Source organism: uncultured Winogradskyella sp. (assembly GCF_947498005.1).
Lineage (GTDB): Bacteria > Bacteroidota > Bacteroidia > Flavobacteriales > Flavobacteriaceae > Winogradskyella.
In genome coordinates, this window is sequence record NZ_CANMIW010000004.1 from 112,364 (window position 1) to 136,114 (window position 23,751).

Consider the following 23,751-nt stretch of genomic DNA (forward strand, 5'->3'; position numbering starts at 1 on the left):
ATTACTTAGGTATTTCAATAGTAATTTTAAATCCATTAAAATCTGGATAGATTTTTAATGTTCCTTTATATTCATTTATAGTGTTTTTGACAATATACATACCAACACCAGTTCCTTCTTGTTCACCTTCTTTGTTGAGTTTCGAAGACTCGTTAAATTCTAAAATTTTATATGGAGAACCTTTATATGCGTTAATTAGTCCTGGACCAGAATCTTTATACTCAATAGTATATTTATCTTCGTTGTCTGATATATGAATTTCAATTTTTTTGTCTCCATTAAATCCAAATCGTGAAAATGCATCTACAGAATTAACAATAAGATTATCAAAAATTGAATTGAATTCTATCTCAGAAAATTTGAAATTCTCTTCATCAACCAAATGGGTTAGAATTATTTCAATTTGATTTCCCTCTATTAGTTTTTTCCAAGAAGATGTTAATGAATTTAGATATATAATTAAACTTTGTTCTTTAGAAAAGAGTTTTTTCCTATTTATTTTGTTTAAAACAAAATCATACCATTGTTTGATTATTTCATCAGTACTTTCAATTTCACCAGCCCAATATAATGGGTTTTCATATTGTTTAAAAGAAGAGAAATCAATATTTAGTTTATTAATATACTTTCTAAGAAATGGTATTTGGCTATCTAAATCATTTCTAATTGCAGCTAATTCGTGTGCAAAACTAGTAAATAGAATACCTGTACTTGCTAAAGATTGTAGTCGAGCTTCTTTGTTAACATAATCTTCTTTGTCTTTCTGAAGAGACTCAAATCCTTTTTTAAAGTATTCGTATTCCTCTTCAATTTTTTCTTTGGTTTTTTCTCTTTTTTCTTTTTGCTTTTTACCTTCTTTTTCTCTTTTTAATTCTTCCTCTTTTTCTTTTTCTTCTTGCTCTAGAATCTTATTGGCTTTATCGATAGCCTCTTTAATTTTATTGTTCTTTGTATGAAGGATATCTAAATTATAAGCAATTGTACTTCTATCATCTTCAAAAACTTTTATGATTTTAAGTAAAACTTCTCTCAATAAATTATAAGTTTCATTTTCTTGTAAACCCTCTCGACTTGATTTATCTTGAAGTTCTAAATTAAAAATTCTAGAAATATGTACATTTCCAGCAACGTTATAAGGTCTAGTTCTCCACTGATATTTTCGACTAATTGCTGCTGGACTTTGTGTGCTTCTCTCTCCTAAGGCAAGCCAATCATAAAAGCTACTGTTTAATTCACCAAAAGGACGAACTCTAAAGCTGTCTCTAAATATTCTAATACCTCCGAATTTTTTATACCAATTATCACGTCTAGATTTTGAAATATCTTTTTGGAAATACTTAGCTTGGTCGATACTAGAAAGACCTCGTTTTAAAAAATAAAAATTGAAGTCAAATTGCCCAAGCATATCAAATTTTTCATCTGCTACTTCACCAAGTTCTTCTTTATAACCAGGAAAAAAGTCATATAAAGTTTTATTTAAAACAAAACTTTTCTTGTTGATTGTGGATGAGTCAAATGGAAATTCAGTCATATCTTCTTCCTTGAACACGTCTTTATCTAAAAGCTCCCAATCAATTTCATTTCTTTCTATTGTAATTTCTATATTTTTTTCTTCGTCATTAAGATATTTGGCTTGAACTTTATAATCATAATCATTAAAATCTGAATTGTCTAATTTTCCAAATTCGTTAGGTTGTGCACTTGAGAACAGATGAATGACAAACTCTTTTTGCCCATCAGGAGGAGTTAATATTTCTAAGCTATTAAATATTCTTCTAACATTTCTCTCATTCCAATTATCACGTAAGTTAGTAACCTTTAATATCGTTCCGTTTTTGAAATGGTTATCTTCTTCTGATTCAATTTCTTTTATCACGTTTTCTATTCGTATGTCACTTATGGATTCAATAGTTTCTACCTTGAAATCCATATTCTCAATTTCAAATAAATCAGCAGTAACTTTCCCAATAATGGCATTCTCCTTTTCAAAATCAGACCAATCAACATTCCATTTATATCCAATCTCGCTCTTTTTTGGAAGAGTAGTCATTTCTCCATTGTCACCCAATCTATCGAGTGCAAAACGACCAATGCCTTTTGCTCCTGAACGAATTCGTCCTTTAGGCGTATAAATATCATTTAGTTTAAAATCAGTTCCGATATGCATCCAACGCTTTCTGATAATATCGTTATTCATTCCTTCTCCATTATCGATAATGTATAATGATGATTTGGAATGAAAAAAACTGGTTAATTGTTTCACTAAATCATTATCTAATTTTTCAGATAATGAATAGCTTCCGAGTAAATTAAGTGTGTAAAATTTAGCTATATTTTCATTTTCTGATACAAACTTTAAATAATCGTCTTTTGATAACTCAGTAGGAGGAGTATTGTATCTATTATCAAAGTAAACTATACAATTATTGGCATCTGCATCATAAGCATTTTTCACAAGCTCGATAATAGCACCTTCTGCGTTCGCAACATTTTCACGACCAATTAATCTAACGGTTCTAGCAGATACTGTAAATTCTACTTTTGACATTATTGAATATTAAGTTTTAAATTTTTACAAACTTCTTCTAATACAGTTCCTGGTTTGATGTCAATAGCTAAAGCTATTAAATATAATTCTTCAACTGTAAATCTAGTAGATTCATTTAGACTTAATTCACTTAGACGTGAGGTGCTTATTCCTGTTCGTCTAGAAATTTCAGCTTTGTTTACCGATTTTTTATTTAAAAACTTACCTATTTCAGTCATTTGTTTAGAAGTATTTGATAAAAATATATAAAATTCGGATGATTATTTAGATTTTCGGGATATTTAATTAGTTGTTAGGAAGTGGGATAAGGCAAGTTCTTTTTGTTTTTTGAGGCACGAAGAAAATTAAATGTCCTTGACTGTGTGTTGGCTTTTTGGCTTGTGCTAAAATGATTCTATGATATAAAAGCATCTCAATGTTTACATTATTAGTTGTTGAAGCTAGTTCAGCACAAGTAAACGAAGTTAGGTATTTAAAATTACAAAGTCAAATACTAACTTTCTTACTGATAGTAAATTAAATGGAGTAAAATAACTTCTTGAATTTTTCTGGTAATTCACTTATTAAACAAATATTTTCTTGTGTAAAAGGATGAACAAATTCTAATGAATACGCATGGAGATACATGCCTTTTCCATTCAATATTAAATCATTTATGCCATAATCTTTGTCGCCTAAAATAGGATTTCCAAGTTGCGATAAATGAATTCGTAATTGATGTCTTCTTCCTGTTAAGGGTTCAAGCTTTACTAAATTGAGTTGACCAAATCGCTTTGATGACACTGTTTGTTCAACGCTATATTTAGATTGTGCAACTTTATCTTCAATATGGGTAGCTATAGTTCCTTCTTTATTTTTCATGCTGCCAATAGTTACGGCAAAATAAGTTTTCTTAATGTTTTTGTTTTCAAAGCGTTTATTTAATGTTCTTATGCTCTTGCTTGTTTTTCCTATTAATAAAATTCCTGTAGTAGCAAAATCTAAACGATGCACTGGCTGAGGTTTAGAGGCATCTGCTAGTGTGCTTGTTTTTAGGTTTTGTTGTAATGCGTTTGCAATAGTTTTAAAATGATTGCCACTGACTAAAATGCCAGCAGGTTTGTGTATGACGGCTAAATATTCATCTTCAAATAAAACCTTTAAATTAAAGTGTAATCTTTTATGTGAGTGGGTTGATTCTGGTGTGGATAGTGTAATGATTTCTCCGCCATTAATATAGGTTGCAGAAGTTGCTATTTTCCCATTGACCAAAATGTAGTTTTTTTTTAAAGCTTTTTTTAAAGCTGATTTTGTTGGGCAAGCATCAAAAATACCAACACCATATTCTTGAAGCCGAATAGGAGCAGAGCGCAATGGCACACTATGAGTAGCTGAAGTTTTTATAGCTTTTATTTTGTTCTTAAGGTAATCTTAGATTGTATAAACGAAGTTAATAGAAATAAATTAGAATCATTTTGCGAAGTTGTTTTAACAGTAAAATTGATTTTAATGATAAGCATAAAAAAAAAGCCATTACATAAATAATGACTTTTTTAGTGAACAAAAACAAACTATCAATAAATAATTCTTTTAGATACAAATGATAGTTTTATAACTTTTATGTCTTAGCTAACATTGGTATCTGGTATGCGTAATTTAATTTTCCTTTTTCAATTATTTTGTTGTGTCTCTAACTCAGAATATATCTTGTTGAGACAAGGTCTTATTTTTTAAAAATGTCTTTCTTCAGGTTATTGTTGAATTTAATGTCTGTCCAATTAACATAAATCCAAGGTTGTTCTGTAACTTCAGCTTCCCAATTAGACTTTTTATATTGTCGTTTAGTTGGAATTAATATATCATCAATCTCCTCATATTGTAATTGCATTAAATTTGGGATTTCCATTTTGCCAAAGTCAGCTACAGTAAATAAAAATTGGTCTACTAAGCCTGTGTTTTCATTAATATATAATTGATATATATCTGTTGGTTTATTGTCTTCTGATGTAAATGATACTTTTACAACGTCGTACTCCATAGTATCAATGGTTTTGTTGCCTAGGTATTCATAAACTACACTTGGGTCTAAAAGTTTAGGCATCATAGCGAACCAATAAAAATTTGTTGGTCTATTAAAAGCAACACGTTTTAATGCGGCTTCGTCTTCTATGATCTCGCCATTGTGTTTAAGCCAAAATTCATTGCCATCAAAACCTTGTTCTATTGATCCTTCTAAGTTTGGTAACGTACGTTGGTGTTTGCTGTATGCACCATAAGATAATTCTCCGTTAAAAATATATTTTTCTGTTGAGCTATCTGTTTTACCGTCTGGTATTGTGTAAGTATAAGTATATACAACATCTTTCTTGTTTAGAAGCATTTGGTAATTTCCTGTTTTTTGAGTGAGATTGTAAACCAGTTCATGACCTTTGTTTTTAAAAGTCTTAGTTTCTGATTTAACCGTCTCTAATGTAGTTTCGTTATCCGTAGTTTTTTTAGTCTCATTACAAGACATTAAAATAACACAAATTAAAAGTGTAAAAATATTGGCTTTCATATGTTTTTTATAGGTTGATTTATTTTATAACTTAAATTAAAGCACCATTGGCACCAATTACTTGACCAGAAATCCATTTAGAATCATCACTTGCTAAAAAGACTGCCACTTTAGCAATGTCAATAGGTTTTGCTAAGCGATTAAAAGCATTCATATTGCTTAATTTGTCAATAAATTCTTGAGATTTTCCGTTTAAAAATAATTCTGTTTCCGTAGCTCCAGGTGCTAATGCATTTACTGAAATGCCTCTACCAATTTCTTTAGAAAAAACACGAGTCATTTGTTCAACAGCAGCCTTTGATGCTGAGTACAAAGCGTAAGTGGGAAACATTAGTTTTACTGTACTCGATGAAATATTGATGATATTTCCATTGTCTGATAATTTGCTAAATGCTTCTTGTAACGTGTTAAAAACACCTTTTACATTGATATTAATTTGCTTTGAAAAATCTTCTTCAGTGTTGTCATTAATGGTTTTAGAAATCATTACGCCAGCATTGTTTATCAAAACATCAACTTTGCCATATGCCGCAATGGTTTTATCAAACAATTGTGTAACTTCTGTTTTTTTACTCACATCTGCTTGTATAGCGATTGCTTTTCCTCCTTCATCAATTATTGTACGCACGGTTTGCTCTGCCTCAGTGTTACTATTAGAATAATTGACAATAACTGTTGCACCATTTTTAGCTAATTGTATAGCTATTTCCTTACCAATTCCCCTTGAGGATCCAGTAACAATTATGACTTTGTTTTCTAATTTTTTCATAAGTTTATTTAAGTGCAATTAACTGCTCTGCAATCAATGTTAAATTAGGTTCGGCAATTTCTGGAGTAGGTGCAAGTGGATACTGTTGTGCACCAGGTCGACTTACAAAAGCACCTCTCCAGTTTGCCCATGATGCACCAGCAATATCCCAACCGTGTGCAGCTATTAATAAACATTCATTTGGTTGAACTCCCATTTTTCGGGCTGCCCAATCATATGCATCTGTATGTGGCTTGTATTTTCCTAAATCTTCTATACTTAATCGTTGATCAAAATAATCTAACAAGCCAGCATTTTTAAATTGGGTCTCTACGCCAATATTAGATGAGTTAGTAAATGATACTAAAGTGTAACCTGCTTTTTTTAAATCGGCAAGCGCTTGTTTAACTTCAGGATGAGCAGGAATAGAGCGTAAAGGTCCTAATATGGCTTCTTTTCCTTCTTCTTCACTCAATTTAATATTATGGTTTGCTGCTACCATTTGTAATGCTGCTGCACCAATAATTCCAAAATCATTATACTGCCTACCTACAGTAGAAACTAACGAGTATTGTAGCATTGTTGTGAACCATAATGGTAATAAATCGCTTCTATTGCCGAGAACTTTACCAACACTTTCTTTCATTGCAGTGAGGTCTAATAAGGTCTCATTAACATCAAAAAATAAAACTTTTGGTCTTTTAGTATTTGTATTCATCTCTGTATTTGTTTTGGTATTAGTGGAGAATCCGTATTGTGGCATTGCAGCGCTCGCTAAACCTAGTAATGCTGATTTTTTAAGAAAACTTCTTCTGTTATTTGTGCTCATAAATTTGTATAAACATACTTTATGGTATGCTGTTATTTTAATAAAAAATTATTAGGCTTTTAGTCGTCTAATGTAGAGTGTAAGCCCTTCAATGTATTCATCTAAAATTTGATCGTCATTATACAATTTTCTAAGGCCTCTTACGCCTTCAAAAGCACTAATTAAATAAATAGCAACAGCACTGCTAGAAATAGAATTATTAATGATGTCGTCCTTTTTTCCGCGTTCTAATAAATGGATTAATGCTGCTTTCCATTCTTCAATAATGCGTTTTAAAGCTATTTGGTAAACTTCTTCTTGATCTGCAATTTCATTTATAAAATTGTTCATTGGGCATCCATGACGCTTGTCAAAAAGTGAAAATGACTTTAAACGACTAGAGAATGTAGTTTCTAACAAATCTAAAGCATTGCCTTCTTCGTATAATGGTGTAATCATGCCATCATATACGCGTTGTTGTAGTTTTGTGCTAATGATTTCTAAGCCTAAATCTCTTTTGCTTTTGTAGTGGTGATAAAAAGCCCCTTTGGTAAGGTTAGTGGCATTCATTATTTTATCTACACTCGTTGTTTTAAAGCCATTTTGATAGAACAGTTTGAACGATTCGTCTAGAATTAACTGTTTGGTGAATTCAGATTTTAATTTTTGTTCCATGGTACAAATATAATTAAAAAAATACTAGTTAGTATGTTTTTTGTGTTTGAATGTTCGGTATGGAATTTGGAAAATATCAATATGTAAAGTATATTTGTCATATAGTAAAATTAATTTTACTTAATAGAAAATAAACTTGTCAATTATGAATACAGAAAAATTAATTAATTGCGAACGTAATCGATTTAATAAGATTATTAAGTTTAGACTGCCACATCGTTTTATGAGTATTGGCGTTGCTATTGTGGTGTTATCTATAGTAATGATGTTTGTTCGTGCATTTATTATGGATGGTGAAACAGAATGGTTAAAACAATTATTGCAAAAAACACTTTTAGTTGGTATGCTTATTATGTCTATGTCTAAGGATAAAATTGAAGATGAGATGACCATCAGTTTACGAGGTCAGTCTTATGCCGTTGCTTTTATCGTTGGCGTTATTTATGCTTTGATTATGCCCTACGTAGAATTTGGTGTCTCTAACGCAGTAAATTCGGGTGGTGAGGCCTATAAGGATTTAGGCGACTTTCAGGTTTTACTGTTTATGTTAATGATTCAGTTAATGTTTTATCATAACTTAAAGCGTTTTAGATAATGGAAAACACCATAAAAGTAGAACGTGCCATTTTAAGTTTAACTCAAGATGATTTGGCTAAGAAAATTGGCGTATCGCGTCAAACAATAAATTCTATAGAGGCCAACCGCTATGTGCCTTCAACGGTTTTAGCTTTAAAACTTTCTGAGGTATTTAGTAAACCTGTAAACGAATTCTTTAAGCTAACTAAGGATGATTAGTTTGTTCTTATTGAATCAATAAATCAACGAGATCTTTTAGACCTTCAGTAGCAGATTTTGCAATAACATTTACTTTGCCATTATTGCTTAAAGCTGGTTTAGGATCTATATAATAAATAGGTGTATCTGATTGCACGTAGTCAATTAAACTTGCAGCTGGATAAACTTGCATACTTGTACCAATAATGATTAAAATATCGGCTTCGTAACAAATCTTAATTGCAGTTTCAATCTCTGGTACGGCTTCTCCAAACCAAACAATATGCGGACGTAATTGATGTCCTTTTTCACATAAATCGCCTATGTTTAGATCTTCTGTCCAATCTCTGATATCGTGCTCATTGCCTGTACTTCGTATTTTTCTAAGTTCGCCATGAAGATGAACCACATTGGTACTGCCAGCACGCTCATGTAAATCGTCTACGTTTTGGGTTACAATGGTAACTTTGTATTTGTCTTCAAGCATCGCTAAATCCTTATGCGCTTGGTTGGGTTCTACTTCTTTTAGTTGTTGACGTCTTTCGTTATAAAAATTTAGAACTAATTCCGGATTTTGAGCAAAGCCTTTTGGCGAAGCAACTTCCATAACATCATGTCCTTCCCATAGACCATCTGCATCTCTAAATGTTTTTATTCCACTTTCAGCGCTCATTCCTGCACCTGTTAATACAACGATGTGTTTTTTCATAATTTAAAAATAGTTATTTTTGATATATGCAAGACTTAAAACTTTTAGAATATTTAGAGGGCTTTTTAACTGAAAATAGGAGAGAGCGTTTTAAAAGAGTACTTCCACTGCGTACGAAGCACTTTACTGTGGCAACAGAAGATGTTTATCAATTGCATAATACAAGTGCAGTGATGCGTTCTTGTGATGTGTTTGGTATACAAGAATTAAATATATTAGAAGAAGTTAATTCTAAAAGTATAGATAGAGAAATTGCAATGGGAGCGCAAAAATGGGTGGATCTTAATCGCTACCATTCTACAACAGATTGTATTAAAGATTTAAAAGCACAAGGCTATCAAATTGTTGCTACAACACCTCATATTGATGATTGTGAATTAATTGATTTTGATATTACTAAAAAGTCATGTTTTTTATTTGGAAGAGAGACAGAAGGTTTGTCTCAACAAGTTATAGATGAAGCAGATTGTTATTTAAAAATTCCAATGGTTGGTTTTACTGAAAGTCTTAATATCTCGGTTTCAGCAGCTATTATTCTTCAACATGTTACAGCGCAATTACGAAAGTCTGAAATAAATTGGCAATTAACGGAAGAGGAAGTTGTTGAAAAACGTTTCGATTGGATAAAAAAAACGGTTAAGGATTATGATGCTATTGTAGAGCGTTATATAGAAGAAAATGGATAATAATTAATGAAACTATTATGTAATAAATTTATTTAAAATAATGTTGTTAATATACTATAGTTAATATAAATTTGGAAAAAATAAACAAACTAATTTAATTATTAATTTTCATGAAAAAATTTACTGTTATTTACTGTTATTTACTGTTATTTATTGTTATTTACCATTCTTTTTAACTCTTGTCAAAACGAACCTGTTTTTGAAAATAATTCAGATTTATCTATTTATTCTGATGACGAAGTTAAAGTTACAAATAACCGTTTACATTTTAATTCCTTAGAAACTCTTACTACTTTTTATGATATTTATAAAAATGAATCAGAAGAAATCTTATTTGAGTTTGTTGAACCTTTTTATTCTAAGGGTTTCTTTTCTTTAAGACCACCAATTACTGAGACAAATGAAGATTATATATATGATCTTATTTTGAAAGTTTATGATAATTCTGATAGTAGTAATCAAAAAAAATCAAACATAAATGAAAATAAGAATGGGAATAGTTTGTTAGATAGTATTGATGAATTAGAAGATCTTATTGGAGATGATGCCTTTGCTGCATTTTTAAATAATAATGCTGAGATACAAATAGACAATAAAATATATAAATATACTGATGTAGGTTTATTTGTAGTTCCTGTTGATAACTTCACTTTACTAGAGGTATATCTAGATCAAAAGTCTATATCTAAAAATCCTTTGGTAAAAACAAATGGGACAATTGCATTAAATCATATTAAAGAGAAAACTACTGGTACTTTAGCTGTAATTGAGCCTTCTATTGGCGTTGAATATTCTGGCTGCAATCAAGGATTATTTGTTGAAGATTCTTTTTGTAATAATTTAGTTAATGTGTTAACGATGTACGACCCAGATTTAGAGAATGGAAGCGGAGGTTCAAGTTCTGGAGTTTCAAATGGTAGCACTCCAACACAACCTCTTGATGGTTTAGAAGCATTTGTTAATAATCTAGAAGCTTGTAACTCGAGTTCTGGTCTTTTTGGTAGCTTATTTGGTACAAATAAAGTGTGCATTGATAAGTATGAGAGTGATAAAAGGGTTAAAACTAAAGCGTATAATTACGATTATTTTGTTGTAGTTAATACTGGTGTAAAAGTTAAACATCAGAAGAAAGGATGGACTGGTATATGGCGTAAGCAAGATGTTTCAGTTATGGTTATGGGTTCTCCAAGAGTTCAATATAACTATGATTTTGATTCTGTTATAGCAAGTGTATGGTCAGGTCTTAATTTGTTCGAGTCTAGAATATCTTCAAGTGATTTAGGTAAGCAATGGACGTTTAATACAACTTTATTTTCAGACCCGTACGGTACTTGGTGGGCGAAATCAGAAACTAATTATGTAAATACACCTTATCCAACTGCTGTACATGATGATTTTGTTATTGAAACTTTTAAAGATAATGTTGCAATAGATTGGGCACTAGATCAAGTAAATAAGCAATTAACAAAAGAGGAATTAAATAAGTTTTTTTGGCAGCAAGCTAGGAATGCTACTAAAACACTAGTAAAAGAATATTTAACAGGTCAGCCAGATTTTGAGGTTCCTTTAAATAGAACACTTATTAGTAAAAAACCAAATTATGGTAAGGTACTGGTTCAAAAATCAGTTTACCAAGATTGTTTAAACTGTAAAAAATTAGATAAGACCTTTGAATTCAGTGTTGTTTTAGAGGCTAGTACTAATCCAGATGATAATTGGTCACTTAGTGGAGGCGTTGATGATAGTCTTTTTTATGAGCCAAAAGACTATAGTGTTTCTTTATATGGTGCCGTTAAAGTGGGTAATCAGTGGCACGGCAGTTTAATTGATTTTTAATGAGAATTATTCTATTCACTATTTTATTATGCTTATCGTCTTTTGAATTGTTTTGTCAAAAGAACGATAAGCATACTTTGTCATTTGTTTCTTCTTTGGATGCTGAAATAGTTGTAGGTAGAAATGAAAATTTAACCTTAGAAAGTGGTGAACCTTTTGGTTTTGGTGTAAATGGGTATTTAGGGTTGCATTTTACAAGACATTTATTACTTTCATTGGGTAGCGGAATTGTGAAAAATTATAATAATAAATTTTGGGCAATTCCAATTATATGTGACCTTAAATGGTTTGCTAACCCAATTGGTGATGAAAGCCCTTACTTGTTTATAAATGTAGGAAGCTATATGAATATTAACAATAATTTTAATAGTGGTAATACAGCGAAAATAGGCTTTGGTTTTTTAATTGATTTAAATAAAGATAAATATTACACTTTAGAATTGTTTAGATACAGTAGAACTTTTAATGATGATCCTATTAATAATTTGATAGGTGGTTTTGGGTTAAGTTTTGGTATTAGATTATAAAAATTTATTAATATGAAAATAATAGTATTATTTGTGCTTTTTTTAGGAAGTCAATTTTTGTTTTCTCAAGATGAGATTTCAGAAGATAACAAAATAGCATCTGTTAATAATGTATACGGCATTCAATTAGGTGTATTAGGTGTTTGGTGTCATTATGAAAAAAAAATCACAAAAACAATTACTTTGCGTTCAGAATTAGGTCTTGATTTTGGGTTTAGAAAGGGTGTACTTACTAATAATAATGTAGTCTTTGCTTTTATACCAAATATAGTTTTAGAGCCGCGATGGTATTATAATTTTAAAAATCGTGTAGAGAAGGGTAGGTCTGTTAGAGCAAATAGTGGTGGGTTCTTAGGTTTAAAGCTTCAATATTTACCAGATTTTTTTGTAATATCAAACAAGAAGAACTTATCAGTATCAGAAAGCATAAGTTTTATTCCCAAAATAGGTTACCGAAAAGTATGGGATAGCAATTTAGTTTTCGAGTCAGCATTTGGTATTGGTAAGCAATATGGGTTTGAGTCAAATTTAAATGATATTTCTGTAGATTTAACTTTTCGTATAGGTTATAATTTTTAGTTAATATAATAAATCAACTTAATCCTTCTTACCCTTACGATCCTTACTACGATTAATAACCTTGTATTCTTCGTAGCATTCACTTATAGCATCTAAAATTTGAAGATCATTTGCTGTATTAATAAAGTCTTTAGAGTAGTTACATTGGTTAACGATTTCGTCTAAATCAAATTTAGTGACTTGTAATAAAACCAATAGCATTTCTCTATCAAAACGACTAGCCAACTGATTTCTAATTTCGTCATCTTCCTTCATTTTCTTAAGCTTATGCATTTCATTCGGCTTTTTGCCAAACATATTGTATAAGAAATCTGCAGGATTAAAAATAGCACCTAAAACTTTAGTAGCAATATTGGGTTTGCCAGCCTCATAACCTTGACCTGGCAATCCAGAAATACGATAACGGTTGTTAGACGTCACAGGGATTTGTTCCATATCTACCTTTAAATAACCTGTTAATTCTAGCTGCTTAACGGTTACTTCTTCTAAGGCTAATGCGAGTTCTGTCATTTGAATTTCTGTATCTCCAAATTTTAACCAGTCATTAGTAACACGCACTTTTATAGATTTATATCCAATATACGATAGATGAAGTGTATCATTAACTTTTGCCTTAATTTCAAATTCACCATCATCATTAGAAGCTGTACCAACAACTTGGTTGATATTTACAATATTAGCTTCGCTTAAAGGTAACTCTGTGGACGCACTAACTAAAGTGCCTTTTACGGTTGTTGGTGTTTTTGTGGCTGTACTATCTTGACTATAGCCATGGACCGTAGTTAAGCATAAAAAGAGTATTAATAAATATCGCATGTAGTTGTGTTACATTGTAAAGGTAATAAACAAAACGGATTTAACATATCGCGCCTTTATATTTGACTTAAAATTAACAAACTTAAGTTTCAATGATTGAAATGAAAAAATCCAAAACCTAAAGTAAATCTTCAAGTTTTGGATTTTTATACTTCCTAATAATGATATAGGAATGAAATTATTATCTAATGAGAAATTAATCTCTACGTCTAGAGCGTCTTGGTCTGTCTGACCCAGAGTTGCTAGATTCTGGTCGTCTGTCTCCTCTAGAATCGTTAAACTTTCTGTCGCCTCCTCGGTCACTTCTATTGTCATCAGAGCGTCTGCTACTTCTTCTATCACTACGATTACCAGAACCAGAAGAACGTCTTTCATTAGAGCGTCTTTCTCCTCTGTCATCTCTTCTGCGATTGCCACCACCAGAACGTCTGTCGTTTCCGCCACGTCCACGATTTCTATCGCGTCTTCCGCCACCACTGCGACCTCTATTTTCACTAACTTCAACGTTTACAAAACGACCCTCATATTTAAAGTCGGTAAAAAATGCTAATACTTTTTCTTGTAATGTTTTTTCTGTATTAAAGAAAGAGAAACTTTCCTTTACGTCAACTTTAAAGACATCATCACGTCCTAATTCTAATTGTTCTTTTAAGAAATCTTTCAACTTCATCCAATCAAAACCATCTTTACTACCAACGTTAATAAAGTAACGTGTGTCGTTAGATTGTTTTCCGTAATCGCGTCCGCCATCTCTATCACCTCTAGATTCTACTACGCCTAAATCTTTTGATTTCTGGTAATAATTAAAGAAGCGATTAAATTCAACTGAAAAGAATTTTTTGATTAATTCATCTTTATCTGTATCAGCAAATAATTCATTTATACTATCTAAATGCTTATCAATTTCGTGATTTGTTTCTGTCGTATGAATTTTATTGGCTAAAGACATTAATTGTACTTCTACAATATCAGTACCAGAAGGAATGTCTTTTTTCTCAAATTGCTTCTTAATGATACGCTCAATACTTTTGATCTTGCGTGTTTCACTTTTTGAAACAATAACCATTGAAACTCCTGTTTTACCAGCACGTCCTGTTCTACCAGATCTGTGTGTATACGTTTCAATTTCATCAGGTAATTGGTAGTTAATTACGTGTGTAATATCATCTACATCAATACCACGAGCAGCAACATCAGTAGCAACAAGCATTTGTATCTGATTGTTTCTAAACGATTTCATCACTAAATCACGTTGATTCTGACTTAAATCGCCATGTAATGCACCAGCAGAATAGCCATCTTCTATTAAGTTTTCGGCTACTTTTTGTGTATCTCTTTTAGTTCTACAGAATATCACAGAAAAAATATCTGGATTTGCATCTGCTAAACGTTTTAAGGCTTGGTAACGATCTCTAGCGTTTACTAAATAGTATTCGTGGGTAACGTTACTTGTACTTTCATTTTTATTTCCAACAGTAATTTCTGTAGGATCGTACATGAATTTCTTAGCAATTGTTGATACTTCTTTAGGCATTGTTGCTGAGAATAACCATGTACTCTTATCATCAGGAGTATGTGATAAAATGTCTGTGATATCTTCATAGAATCCCATGTTTAACATTTCATCAGCTTCATCTAAAACGCTGTATTGTATTTTAGAAATATCAACCATTCTTCGGCTGATCATATCTTTCATACGACCTGGAGTTGCCACAATTATCTGTGCACCACGTTTAACTTGTCTTGCTTGATCAGAAATGCTAGAGCCACCATAAATGGCAACCACATTTAAACCTTTACAATATTTACCGTAGTTTTTTAACTCGTTTGTAATTTGTAAACAAAGTTCACGAGTAGGCGATAAGATAAGACCTTGAGTCGTTCTGCTATCGATATCAATTTTTTGCAACATCGGAAAACCGAAAGCTGCTGTTTTACCTGTACCAGTTTGTGCCAAAGCCACTAGGTCTTTGTCTTCTTCTAATAAAAGTGGAATTGCTTTTGATTGGACTTCTGATGGTTTTTCAAAACCTAAATCCGTAATTGCGTTAAGAAGGTCTTCATTAAGACCTAATTCTTGGAATGTGCTCATTCTTGAGTTTTATGTATTCGATTATGTTCTGTTGGTGTTACAAGAGAAGCGAATCGACATACTAAACACTAAAACTTCTAGGTAACACATCCTCACTCTGAGGAATATAAAAATCCTAAATTTGGATTTTTTGCAAGGTGCAAAGGTAGTTTAATTTATTTAATAACCAATTATCCTTGATTTTATGCATATTTTTAATCCAATTCTGCTATTAATTCTGAAAGAACTTGCTTAAAAGTGGCCACAGGTTGTGCACCTGTTACGGCACTTTTTCTGTTAAAAACAACAGTAGGTACAGAGCTTACACCTAAATTTTTCCATTGATTTTGGATACTTCTTACAGTATAACGTGCTTCTTCATTATCTAATTTAGCTAAACCTTCTTTTGGATCTAAGCCAACATCTAATAATGCTTGTTTTAAGATGTCTCTATCTGATACATCTTTACGCTCGCTAAAAAATGCTTTCGTTAAGGTCATTTTTAATTCGGTTTGCTTATTAAAATCCTTAGCGTATTCTAAAAGTACATGCGCATCAAAAGTGTTAACCATTCTCATATCGTCAAAATAATCGAATTTAAAACCTAAGTCTTCGCCAATTTCGGTCATGTGTTTCTTAGATTCTTTTTGCTGTTCTATAGTTGAGCCATACTTTTCAGTAATATGTTCAGTGACATTTTGACCTTCGGTTGGCATATTTGGGTTTAACTCAAACGATTGCCATTCTATATCTACTTTATCTTCAATACCTAATTCTGAAATTGCTTTCTCTAACCGTTTGTAACCAATGGTACACCAAGGGCAAACCACATCAGATACGATATCTATTTTTAATTTCTTTTTCATATATAGTTTAATTTAAATTAATAAACCTTCCGCAAACACGGAAGGTTTATTGCTATTAATCAATGTTGTGGTTAATGGGATTATGAAACAACATTTTCTTTAGACCATGCAAATTTTTCAAATGCACCATCTACTGGTGTGTTTGCTATATGATTTGTATAGTTACTAATTGTTTTTTGAGATAATCCTAGAATGATATCTAAAACGTGCTTTTCTTCGTAACCTGCTGCGTAGAATGTATTTAATTCTTCTTCAGTTACATTACCACGATTTCTAACAATAGTTAACGTCATTGTACGTAATGCTTCTAATTTAGAATCCTCTAATGGAGTTTCATTACGTAATGCTTCTGTAATATTGTCATCTACTTTCATCATTTTTGCAATACCAGTATGTGCAGGTACACAATAATGACAAGCATGCTCTACATTAATGGCTTGCCAAACAACAGTTAACTCATCCTCATTAAATGAAGATTGGGTAAATAATTCATGTAAGGTTTGGTAAGCTTTTAAGATTTGTGGAGAACTTGCTAAAACACCATGCAATCCAGGAATCATCCCAAATGATTTTTGAGAGTTTTCTAATAAAGCTTTACTACCTTCTGGAGCAGTTTCGATGTTGTGAATTTTTAAAGTTGTCATAATTTTTTTTAATTTATGTTAATTATTTCTAAACGTTCGTTTAGTTATTGTGTAAAAAAAAGGCTTACATGTTTTTAAAGGTCATTTCTATATAATCTTCAATTTCTTCTTTGGTATTGACTCTAGATGCTGCAGCTAAACCGTGTTTAGCTAATAACAAATAGTTAGCTTGCTTTAAAATAGTTTCTTTGTTTTTAGAGGGATCCATTTTTAATTTTTCTATGATAATTTGTTTTAAATTAGTCATAAAATTGTCCATTTGTTCCTTTATCAATTCATCTTCATTTTCTGAAAATTCATTGTAAGTATTAGTAACAAAGCAACCTTTTTGTTGGTCGTTTTTAAAATTGGAACTTACAGAGTCGTAGAAAAATTGTTTAATATCTTCGACACCTTTAGTTCCATTTTTAAATTTTTCTAAAACCGAGTTTACTCTTGATTTATAGTGTTTTAAACTCTCTAGAAATAATCCGTGCTTATTGCCAAAACTAGAATATATAGAAAACTTGTTAATGCCCATTTCTTTTTCGAGCATTTGCATGGAGGTTGTTTCATAGCCATTCTTCCAAAAAAGATGCATAGCTTTTTCTACAACTTCAGCTTCGTTATATTGTTTAGTCCTTGCCATTTTTTATTTCCTGTAAACAGAAACATTTTTATTACACGACAAAACTAAACAATCGGTTAGAAATAAAAAATACATTTAACATTTTATTTGGAAAATGCCTTATAGACTTAAGAATTCAACTAATTGAGCAACGGCTTTTCCGCGATGACCAATTTTATTTTTTTCAGTTAATGAGATTTCGGCAAATGTTTTATCATAACCTTCAGCTTTAAACACAGGATCATAACCAAATCCACCTTCGCCATGTTTTTCGGTCGTTATTTCTCCTTTGCAGATGCCTGTAAACGTGTGTAGTTTTCCATTAATATGTAATGCAATAACGGTTTTAAATTGAGCACTTCGGTTAGATTTGGGCTGAAGTTCCGCAAGTAATTTATTGGTATTGTCTTCTGCATTACGTTGTGAACCAGCATAGCGCGCTGAGTATACACCAGGTTCGCCATTTAGTGCATGTACTTCTAAGCCAGTGTCATCCGCAAAACAATCATAACCGTAATGCGTTTTTAGATATTCTGCTTTTTGAATGGCATTACCCATTATAGTAGATTGTGTTTCAGGAATATCTTCGTTACATGCAATATCTTTTAAACTCAAAAGTTTAATGTGAGGTGGTACAATAGCTTGTACTTCTTTTAGTTTATTTAAATTATTTGTGGCGAAAACGAGTTGCATAGAGTCTTTTTATTAATGTATTTTAGCTATTGTAAAAATATGAATCTAATTACTTTTTTTGTGTCAAATCAAATAATAATTGAAAAGCCTTATCATTTAAAATGTCTTCTCCTTTTTAGTCTTTGTTTGAATTGCCTATTTGTAAACGCGCAAGATATTGAAGATATTGATTCTTTACTTGTAGACAGAGACTTAGATAATTATTCATTACGTTTATTTACCAATTTTAAAGCCAATAAATTTAGTATTCAAAATGACGACTATAAAGCTAGATTTGTACCGAACAATAGACATGGTTTAGGTATTGGTGTAGCAAATAGAAAAATAATCATTGATATCGCTTTTAATATAAAAAATGCGAATAAAGAGGAAACAAAAAAGTTCGATTTGCAAGGTGTCACTATTTTAAAGAACAGACACTACACAAACTTATATATTCAAACCTATAAAGGCTTTACGGCAAAGAATAATTTCGATGAGCCTTCCGTCTTTAGAGATGATTTGCGCTCAGTGAGTTTTGGTGTTAATTATTTGTACACCTTTGATGATATTGAGTTTTCTTATGCACTTTTAAAAGCTGGTTTAGCCGAAAAAAGACACGAAAAAATATTTATCACAGGTGGCGTTGGTCTCTTTACAGGCTTTGATTATTTCTCGTCTAATTCTAGTATTTTAACAGAGACAACAAATATTTATTTTAATGAAGAGGCAGATATTAAGCGCTATCAAGGAGTTACTGCTGGTATTTTGGCTGGTTTTATTTCGTATTTTAAATTACCAGAAAATATAACTGCGACGGTTAATTTTATGCCAGGAATGGGATTAATGTATAAAAAAATCACAGATCAAGAAGGTAGCTATACACCAAAACACCCTATGCTTTTTAAGCTTGATTTTATGGTTGGCTTAGGCTATAATTTTGACAGATATTACGTGAGTTTAACTTACAGTAATGGATTATATACTACACATTTTGATAATGATAATAGATATCGCCTAAACCTTACGAATGCCAAATTGGCCATTGGTTACAGATTTAGAAGCCGAAACAATTAGTACTTTATTTGGTCTTATAGTAAATACACTTCCTATGTGTTTAATTGATAGCAAAGTATAAATTTTATAGATTTTTTATGATATTTATCAGCCTAAAAATAGCCTTAAATTTTTATCTTAGACAAAAGAATTATTAACATAAAACGAGATAAATTATGACTGTAAATTTTCAATACGTAAACATAGATACAAGCGAAACTCTTTCTGCATTAACAACAGAAAAATTAGAAAAATTGGCTCATAAATTTGAGTTTTTAATTTCTGCTCAGGTTTATTTTAAGCATGATGAAAAGGATAATGAATCTGGTAAAATTTGTAATATAGAATTAAGTTTACCAGGACCACGCATATTTGCAACATCTAATAAAAAGAATTACGAAATGGCTATGACAGAAACGATTAAAGATTTAGAACGCCAACTTAAAAAACGTAAAGAAGTTTTTAGTACACATTAATAAATACCGATGTTTAATTGTCAGAGGGTTTATGGTTTTTAGCGATGATGATATGGTTCATTTCTAAGAATTGTAAACCCTCTGTACAATTGTTCTATAAAGAAAAGCCTAACCATTTGATGCGAAAAGGTCATTTTAGATAAGCCTAATTTTCCATTAGCTCTTTTATAAACGGCATCAGAAAATCCATAAGGACCTCCAATTACAAAAATTAAGGTTTTAATTCCAGAATTCATATGTTTTTGCAAGTAGTTAGAAAATGCAACAGAATCTAACTGTTTACCGTTTTCATCGAGTAAAATTAAAACATCAGAGTTTTGAGTTTTAGCTAAAATAAGGTCGCCTTCTTTATCCTTCTGTTGGGCTTCAGATAAATTTTTAGTCTTTTTTAAATCTGGAATAACTTCAAAATCAAACTTTATATAATGTCCAAGTCGTTTGGTGTAATCTGCAATTAATGCTTGAAGATTTTTATTGTCCGTTTTGCCAATGGCTATGAGTTTAATACGTGCCACCTACATAACAATTTGGAACAGGGAATCTGCCTGATATTCTTCTGTTCTGGTTAGTACTATTTGTTTTTCTTCGTTCATTTTGAATTTGCTTGACTCTTCGCATAGCTTGAGATTTCATCTCTTTTTCCAAATCAATATACATTTTATCAATAAATTGTAGTGAATATTTCTCAGTATTGTTTTTTACCGCATTAAATTCTTTAATATATGGTTCCCAGTCCGTTTCTAACATCTTTTTAACCATTGCTTGCGTTAGCCTAGTGTAATAAAAGTAATGACCATTAGGTTTTAAAATAATTAAGCCTTGCTTTAAATTTTTAAAAAAAATGTTCTTCAAAAAATCTGGAATTTTTTCTTTGGTATGATGTTTTAAATCAAGATTGAAATCTACATTTCTAGAATAAACGTACTTTGGAATGGCGTTATTCTTTTTTGCGAATTTCACACATTTTTTCTGTCTCTCATCAAAGCCAATTCTTCTTTCTAAATATTTTTTTTCTGAAGAATTATCAAGTTCATCATGCTCTTTCTTTAAATACTGCGATTTTTTATAATGGGAGAAGCCTAAAATTGAATCTTGAAAAACTAAGATAATACTTTTGTCAAATTGCTTAATGTTTAAGTATTTTTTTAAAGCGTTCTGAATTTGAGGGAGTTCGGTTTCATTAAAATAACCGAAATCATAAGTTTTAATAAGTCTCTTTATAACTAATGAGTCTTGAATAACCTTTTCCTCTCTATATATAGTTTTAAGGACATTTTGATAATAGGTAGTTTCATCAATTTGCTCTAACTCCTCATTAATATATATTATTGGTTTAGAGTCATCTTGAGAAAAGCTACAAATTGAAAATATGAATAGTATATAAATTAAATGGTTATTCATAGATTGTATTGATGTTAGTGAAACTAAATTACAACAATATTTCAAATATCATCTTTCAATTCCTATTTTTACATCAAATAAGTATTTAGTATGATTTCACAAGCACAATTCGATAAAGAAATAGAATTAATAATCTCTAATGCCATCCGCGAAGATGTTGGCGATGGTGATCATAGTTCATTAGCATGCATACCAGCTTCAGCGCAAGGAAAAGCAAAATTATTGGTAAAAGATACAGGTGTAATTGCAGGTGTAGAATTTGCTAAACAAGTATTTGCTTATGTGGATGCTGATATGACAGTGGAAACCTTAATTGAAGATGGAAGCCGAGTTAATCATGGCGATATTGTGTTTTATGTTGAAGGTGCTTCACAATCTATTTTAAAAGCAGAGCGTTTAGTACTTAATGCGATGCAACGTATGAGTGCTATTGCAACAAAGACTAGAGAGTTTGTTGATATTTTAGAAGGTACAGGAACCAAAATTTTAGATACGCGTAAAACAACACCAGGTATTAGAGCTTTAGAAAAATGGGCTGTAAAAATTGGTGGTGGTGAAAACCATAGATTCGCATTGTATGACATGATTATGCTTAAGGATAATCACATTGATTTTGCAGGAGGCGTTTCTAAAGCCATTAATTTGACTAAGGATTATTTAAAGGATACCAAAAGAGATTTAAAAATCATTGTAGAAGCAAGAAACCTTGATGAAATAAAAGAAATTTTAGATTGTGGTGGCGTTTACAGAATTTTAATTGATAACTTTAATTACGAGGACACGCGCAAAGCTGTAAAATTAATAGGAGACCAATGTTTAACTGAATCTTCTGGTGGAATTAACGAAAACACCCTTAGAAAATATGCCGAATGTGGTGTGGATTATATTTCGTCTGGTGCATTAACTCACTCCGTTTACAACAAGGATTTAAGCTTAAAAGCGGTATAAAAAAGCTCTTTGTAATTAAACGTCATAGTAGATGATGAAAGAGAGCTAAAAGCTAAATAATGACTAAACACATAGAAGATAAATTAGATAAGATTCCGGTTTTAAATATAATTGTGCGTTTTTTTAAGCAGATTAGATTACCAGGATTTGAAGGTTTATCCATTTATGATTTGCTAGAGCTCTACGTTATGGGAATCGTGAAAGGTGCACTAACCACAAGAGCTAGTGCTATTGCTTTTAGTTTTTTTACAGCAATATTTCCGTTTTTATTATTCGTAATTATTTTAATTCCGCATATTCCAATTCCAGAATTTCAAGCTGAATTTTTAGATTTTTTAAATTCATTTTTACCACCTCAGACTTCAGATTTTTTCATTTCGAATATTTTTGATAACATAAGTGGAAATGGAGGAGGAGGTCTATTGTCTTCGGTTTTTTTATTATCTATGTTATTAATGGCAAATGGTGTAAATGCTGTTTTTTCTGGTTTTGAAAATTCGTATCATAAACAATTAACTAGAAATGTATTTAAGCAATATATTTTTGCATTAGGTATCGCATTAATCTTAGCGATTTTAGTATTGTTAACCGTTGCGTTTTTTGGGTATTTTCAGATATATGTGATCGAACCGTTATATGAAAGTATTAATAAAGAAATGGTGTCTGAAGATAACTCTAGTGTTGGATGGATCATCTTTGCAAAGTATATGTTTTTTGTACTCATGACGTATTTAGCAACAGCAACACTATATTATTTTGGAACAAGAGAAGGCCGAAAATCTAGATTCTTTTCCGTTGGTGCTCTATTGACCACATTACTAATAATTTTAACCTCCTATTTTTTTGGGATATACATTAATAACTTCTCGCAGTATAATGAGCTATATGGCTCAATTGGAGGTTTGTTAATCTTGTTACTTTATCTGTGGTTAAACTCTAACATTTTGCTATTAGGTTACGAGTTAAATGCATCACTTCAGTTTTTAAGAAAACATCCTAGAGCTAAAAAACCTATTAATTTCAAGGAAATTATTAGTTAAAATGTCTAAGGAATTCTTCTTTTCTTCGCACTGATATTGGCACTTGCGCATCATTAGACATCAATACGTAGCTTTGTTTGCCTTTAAAATATTGCTTAACGTGGTCTATATTTATTAAATGCGATTTGTGTGCTTTAAAAAACGATCCATCATCTAGTAAATCTTCATAAAACTTAATAGGCTTAGAAACCATTGTTTTGCCATTCTTGGTAAAAATATGTGTGTAACTAGTATCGGCTTCTAAATGAATAATGTCTTCAACTTTTAAAGTTTCAAAGCCTGTTAATGACGGAATTGTAATTACCTTTTTTTGGTTAGGTTTTATGTTTTTAAATAAACTTTGAAGTTGCTGCTCCATGCTTTGCTGGGAAATGGTTTCTTTTAATCGTGAAACGGAAGCATTAAAATCGTCAGCATCAATTGGTTTTAATAAATAATCAATAGCGCTGAACTTAAAGGCTTTTATCGCAAAATTATCAAAAGCAGTCGTGAATATGACTTTAAAATTTTTAGTGTCAATAGCTTGAAGAAAATCAAATCCTGTTTTTTCATGAATTTTAATATCTAAAAACACTAAATCTGGTTCTAGTTGCGGAACGAGTTCTAAGGCTTCATCAACCGTATCTATAACTTTTAAGACATTAAAGGTATTAGGATGTCTATCAATTAAATTTAAAACACGGTCAGAGCAATGTTTTTCGTCGTCTATAATGATGGTTTTTATCATA

General features: G+C 31.1%; 27 protein-coding genes. 10 read left to right on the forward strand and 17 right to left on the reverse strand.

Annotated features, from left to right (window positions below; all coding sequences use genetic code 11):
- Position 1: 1 nt before the first annotated feature.
- The 7 genes from Q0891_RS08715 to Q0891_RS08745 all read right to left on the reverse strand — a co-directional run bounded on the left by Q0891_RS08715 (position 2) and on the right by Q0891_RS08745 (position 7,315).
- Positions 2-2,548 carry an ATP-binding protein gene (locus tag Q0891_RS08715; protein WP_299100798.1) on the reverse strand — a complete coding sequence of 849 codons (2,547 nt, stop codon included), beginning with the start codon at positions 2,546-2,548 and terminating at the stop codon, positions 2-4.
- The gene (locus Q0891_RS08720; protein ID WP_299100799.1) at positions 2,548-2,766 is read right to left on the reverse strand and encodes a helix-turn-helix transcriptional regulator; all 219 of its coding nucleotides are present in this window, start codon (positions 2,764-2,766) and stop codon (positions 2,548-2,550) included. Before Q0891_RS08720 ends, Q0891_RS08715 begins: the two co-directional genes overlap by 1 nt.
- Before the next feature lie 298 nt (positions 2,767-3,064).
- Positions 3,065-3,907: an RluA family pseudouridine synthase gene (locus tag Q0891_RS08725; RefSeq protein WP_299100800.1), complete on the reverse strand. Its 843-nt coding sequence runs from the start codon at positions 3,905-3,907 to the stop codon at positions 3,065-3,067.
- A 343-nt stretch (positions 3,908-4,250) separates the two neighbouring features.
- Positions 4,251-5,084, reverse strand: coding sequence for a DUF6503 family protein (locus tag Q0891_RS08730; RefSeq protein ID WP_299100801.1), 834 nt, complete (start codon positions 5,082-5,084; stop codon positions 4,251-4,253).
- 31 nt (positions 5,085-5,115) lie between these two features.
- Complete coding sequence (locus Q0891_RS08735; RefSeq protein ID WP_299100802.1) at positions 5,116-5,853, reverse strand: SDR family oxidoreductase; 738 nt, start codon at positions 5,851-5,853, stop codon at positions 5,116-5,118.
- A gap of 4 nt (positions 5,854-5,857) precedes the next feature.
- On the reverse strand, positions 5,858-6,661 hold the full coding sequence (locus tag Q0891_RS08740) for a haloacid dehalogenase type II (protein ID WP_299100803.1): 804 nt from the start codon (positions 6,659-6,661) through the stop codon (positions 5,858-5,860).
- A gap of 51 nt (positions 6,662-6,712) precedes the next feature.
- Positions 6,713-7,315 (reverse strand): TetR/AcrR family transcriptional regulator, encoded by a 603-nt coding sequence (locus Q0891_RS08745; RefSeq protein WP_299100804.1) that lies wholly within the window; start codon positions 7,313-7,315, stop codon positions 6,713-6,715.
- Positions 7,316-7,460: 145 nt separating this feature from the next.
- Between Q0891_RS08745 and Q0891_RS08750 the strand changes: the two genes are divergently transcribed.
- Both Q0891_RS08750 and Q0891_RS08755 read left to right on the forward strand, forming a co-directional pair.
- The gene (locus tag Q0891_RS08750) at positions 7,461-7,910 is read left to right on the forward strand and encodes a hypothetical protein (RefSeq protein WP_299100805.1); all 450 of its coding nucleotides are present in this window, start codon (positions 7,461-7,463) and stop codon (positions 7,908-7,910) included.
- Positions 7,910-8,110, forward strand: coding sequence for a helix-turn-helix transcriptional regulator (locus Q0891_RS08755; RefSeq protein ID WP_299100806.1), 201 nt, complete (start codon positions 7,910-7,912; stop codon positions 8,108-8,110). The genes Q0891_RS08750 and Q0891_RS08755 overlap by 1 nt, the downstream gene beginning before the upstream one ends.
- A 7-nt stretch (positions 8,111-8,117) precedes the next feature.
- On the opposite strand, the gene Q0891_RS08760 is transcribed toward Q0891_RS08755, so the two are convergent.
- On the reverse strand, positions 8,118-8,798 hold the full coding sequence (locus Q0891_RS08760) for an NAD-dependent deacylase (RefSeq protein WP_299100807.1): 681 nt from the start codon (positions 8,796-8,798) through the stop codon (positions 8,118-8,120).
- 26 nt (positions 8,799-8,824) lie between these two features.
- On the opposite strand from Q0891_RS08760, the gene Q0891_RS08765 reads away from it, so the two are divergent.
- The 4 genes from Q0891_RS08765 (at position 8,825) to Q0891_RS08780 (ending at position 12,426) form a co-directional block, all read left to right on the forward strand.
- On the forward strand, positions 8,825-9,484 hold the full coding sequence (locus tag Q0891_RS08765) for an RNA methyltransferase (RefSeq protein ID WP_299100808.1): 660 nt from the start codon (positions 8,825-8,827) through the stop codon (positions 9,482-9,484).
- A 153-nt stretch (positions 9,485-9,637) separates the two neighbouring features.
- Complete coding sequence (locus Q0891_RS08770; protein ID WP_299100809.1) at positions 9,638-11,320, forward strand: hypothetical protein; 1,683 nt, start codon at positions 9,638-9,640, stop codon at positions 11,318-11,320.
- Positions 11,320-11,847 (forward strand): hypothetical protein, encoded by a 528-nt coding sequence (locus tag Q0891_RS08775; RefSeq protein WP_299100810.1) that lies wholly within the window; start codon positions 11,320-11,322, stop codon positions 11,845-11,847. Before Q0891_RS08770 ends, Q0891_RS08775 begins: the two co-directional genes overlap by 1 nt.
- Positions 11,848-11,859: 12 nt before the next feature.
- Positions 11,860-12,426, forward strand: a complete 567-nt coding sequence (locus Q0891_RS08780; protein WP_299100811.1) for a hypothetical protein — start codon at positions 11,860-11,862, stop codon at positions 12,424-12,426.
- An 18-nt stretch (positions 12,427-12,444) separates the two neighbouring features.
- On the opposite strand, the gene Q0891_RS08785 is transcribed toward Q0891_RS08780, so the two are convergent.
- The 6 genes from Q0891_RS08785 to Q0891_RS08810 form a co-directional block, all read right to left on the reverse strand.
- A complete protein-coding gene (locus Q0891_RS08785) occupies positions 12,445-13,242 on the reverse strand; it encodes a carboxypeptidase-like regulatory domain-containing protein (protein WP_299100812.1) in 798 nt (265 codons plus the stop codon).
- A 196-nt stretch (positions 13,243-13,438) separates the two neighbouring features.
- Entirely contained in the window at positions 13,439-15,334 is a 1,896-nt protein-coding gene (locus Q0891_RS08790; protein ID WP_299100813.1) for a DEAD/DEAH box helicase, read from the reverse strand.
- Between the two features lie 194 nt (positions 15,335-15,528).
- Positions 15,529-16,179 (reverse strand): DsbA family oxidoreductase, encoded by a 651-nt coding sequence (locus Q0891_RS08795; protein ID WP_299100814.1) that lies wholly within the window; start codon positions 16,177-16,179, stop codon positions 15,529-15,531.
- A gap of 80 nt (positions 16,180-16,259) precedes the next feature.
- The gene (locus Q0891_RS08800; RefSeq protein ID WP_299100815.1) at positions 16,260-16,823 is read right to left on the reverse strand and encodes a carboxymuconolactone decarboxylase family protein; all 564 of its coding nucleotides are present in this window, start codon (positions 16,821-16,823) and stop codon (positions 16,260-16,262) included.
- A gap of 64 nt (positions 16,824-16,887) precedes the next feature.
- Entirely contained in the window at positions 16,888-17,451 is a 564-nt protein-coding gene (locus Q0891_RS08805) for a TetR/AcrR family transcriptional regulator (RefSeq protein ID WP_299100816.1), read from the reverse strand.
- A 99-nt stretch (positions 17,452-17,550) separates the two neighbouring features.
- Complete coding sequence (locus Q0891_RS08810) at positions 17,551-18,123, reverse strand: non-canonical purine NTP diphosphatase (RefSeq protein WP_299100817.1); 573 nt, start codon at positions 18,121-18,123, stop codon at positions 17,551-17,553.
- A gap of 126 nt (positions 18,124-18,249) precedes the next feature.
- Here Q0891_RS08810 and Q0891_RS08815 point away from each other — a divergent pair, with 126 nt between their 5' ends.
- Entirely contained in the window at positions 18,250-19,179 is a 930-nt protein-coding gene (locus tag Q0891_RS08815) for a DUF4421 family protein (protein ID WP_299100818.1), read from the forward strand.
- A gap of 155 nt (positions 19,180-19,334) precedes the next feature.
- The gene (gene raiA / locus Q0891_RS08820; RefSeq protein ID WP_299100820.1) at positions 19,335-19,634 is read left to right on the forward strand and encodes a ribosome-associated translation inhibitor RaiA; all 300 of its coding nucleotides are present in this window, start codon (positions 19,335-19,337) and stop codon (positions 19,632-19,634) included.
- A 38-nt stretch (positions 19,635-19,672) separates the two neighbouring features.
- Here raiA and rlmH read toward each other — a convergent pair whose 3' ends face one another.
- Positions 19,673-20,140 carry a 23S rRNA (pseudouridine(1915)-N(3))-methyltransferase RlmH gene (rlmH, locus tag Q0891_RS08825; RefSeq protein WP_299101213.1) on the reverse strand — a complete coding sequence of 156 codons (468 nt, stop codon included), beginning with the start codon at positions 20,138-20,140 and terminating at the stop codon, positions 19,673-19,675.
- Entirely contained in the window at positions 20,136-21,035 is a 900-nt protein-coding gene (locus Q0891_RS08830; RefSeq protein ID WP_299100822.1) for a hypothetical protein, read from the reverse strand. The genes rlmH and Q0891_RS08830 overlap by 5 nt, the downstream gene beginning before the upstream one ends.
- Positions 21,036-21,125: 90 nt before the next feature.
- Here Q0891_RS08830 and nadC point away from each other — a divergent pair, with 90 nt between their 5' ends.
- On the forward strand, positions 21,126-21,983 hold the full coding sequence (gene nadC, locus Q0891_RS08835) for a carboxylating nicotinate-nucleotide diphosphorylase (RefSeq protein WP_299100824.1): 858 nt from the start codon (positions 21,126-21,128) through the stop codon (positions 21,981-21,983).
- A 59-nt stretch (positions 21,984-22,042) separates the two neighbouring features.
- Complete coding sequence (locus Q0891_RS08840) at positions 22,043-23,023, forward strand: YihY/virulence factor BrkB family protein (protein ID WP_299100827.1); 981 nt, start codon at positions 22,043-22,045, stop codon at positions 23,021-23,023.
- Here Q0891_RS08840 and Q0891_RS08845 read toward each other — a convergent pair.
- A complete protein-coding gene (locus tag Q0891_RS08845) occupies positions 23,016-23,750 on the reverse strand; it encodes a LytTR family DNA-binding domain-containing protein (protein WP_299100830.1) in 735 nt (244 codons plus the stop codon). The two genes, Q0891_RS08840 and Q0891_RS08845, sit on opposite strands and share 8 nt — an antisense overlap.
- Position 23,751: the final 1 nt, after the last annotated feature.